The following is a 1,517-nucleotide window of genomic DNA, read 5'->3' on the forward strand; positions in this document are numbered from 1 at the left end:
TGAGGATCGGCAGCACGTGCTCGATGAAGTCGACGGTCGAGGCCGGCGGGATGACGGGGGCGAACAGGAACCCGTCGAGGTCGGCGCCGTCGGCGAGCTCGATCATCCGGTTAGCGACCTGCTCCGGGGTGCCGACGATGGGGCGGGCTCCGACGCCGTGCGCGTGCCAATCCCCCAGCACATCGCCGACGGTCTTGTCCGCGAAGCGCGCGACCTGCGTCTGCGAGAGTTCGGTGCTGAGCTCCGACATCGGCGTGTTCGGCGCGTACGCCGAGAGGTCGAGGCCGGTGAACCATGCGTAGGAGGCGACCGTGACATCGGGGTTCTGCGCGTCGGCGACCTCGGCGTACTTGCGCCGGGCCTCCTCCTCGGTGCTGCCGACGACCGCGGCGAACGCCGACATGATCTTGACCTCGTCGGCCCCGCGACCGTTCTTGACGGCCTCCTCGCGGATCGCACTCGAGTGCGCACTGAGCTGTTCGACCGAACCGCTGCCGACGAAGATCGCCTCGCCGTGCTTGCCGCCGAACTCGCGACCGGCGGGCGATGCCCCGGCCTGGAACAGCACCGGCGTCCCCTGCGGCGAGCGCGAGGTGTTGCCGTAGCCGTGCGAGCGGAAATAGGGACCGTCGTGCGCGATGCGGTGCACCTTGGACGGGTCGGCGAAGCGACCGGCCTTGTCGCGCTCCAGGGCGCCTTCCTCCCAGGCCTGCTCCCACAGCTTGTAGACGACCTGCATGAAGTCGTCGGCCATGAGGTAGCGCTCGTCGTGACCGACCATCGGCACGCCGAAGCCCTGCACCGCGGTGTCGGCGGTACCGGTGGTGACCACGTTCCAGCCGATGCGTCCGCCCGAGAGGATGTCGAGCGTCGCCATGCGGCGGGCGAAGGAGTAGGGCGGCTCGAGCAGCGTGGATCCGGTGGCGACGAGCCCCAGTCGCGTGGTCTCGGGGATGAGTGCGGCAAGGATGATCGCCGGGTCGAGCCGGGGCAGATCGAGGCCTTCGACGGAGCAGATGTCGGGGCGTTCACCCGCGACGTCGGCCCATCCCCAGGCATCCGCGAGGAAAAGGAAGTCGAACCCGGCGTCCTCGACCATGCGCGCGGTGTCGCGCCAGTACTCGAGCTTGTCGAACAGGTAGCGCCCGTTGTCGGGGTGCCGCCAGGTCGCGGTACCGGAGTCGTTCGCCTGCGCGTTCTCGAAGAGGCCGAGACGCAGCGGTTTGACGGTGTTCTGATCGGTCATGTGCGGGTGCCTTCCTTGTGGGTGGTTCGGGTGGATCTGGGCTGTTCTCCGGGCACGCCGGAGGAACCCCGGGACGGGTGGGGGATCCCGTCCCGGGAGGCGGGCGCCGCGTCAGCCCTTGGCCGTGACCTCGCCGTCGCTCCACCAGAGCACGCGCTTGCGCACCAGGGCGAGGACGATGATGAGGAGCACGCCGAGCAGGCACAGCAGGGCGATGCTGGCCCAGGTGACGGGGAGGTTCGCCTGGGCGGCCGAGGTGGTGACGAGCGAG

Annotated in this window: 1 protein-coding gene; it reads right to left on the bottom strand. The window is 69.6% G+C overall.

Annotated features, from left to right (window positions below):
* Positions 1-1,246 (bottom strand): NtaA/DmoA family FMN-dependent monooxygenase (locus tag DSP71_RS14380; RefSeq protein WP_258546457.1); only part of this gene is annotated, 1,246 nt, incomplete at its 3' end.
* Between the last annotated feature and the right edge of the window lie 271 nt (positions 1,247-1,517).

This window comes from Microbacterium sp. H6 (assembly GCF_003314775.1).
In the GTDB taxonomy this organism is placed as follows: Bacteria; Actinomycetota; Actinomycetes; order Actinomycetales; family Microbacteriaceae; genus Microbacterium; species Microbacterium oxydans.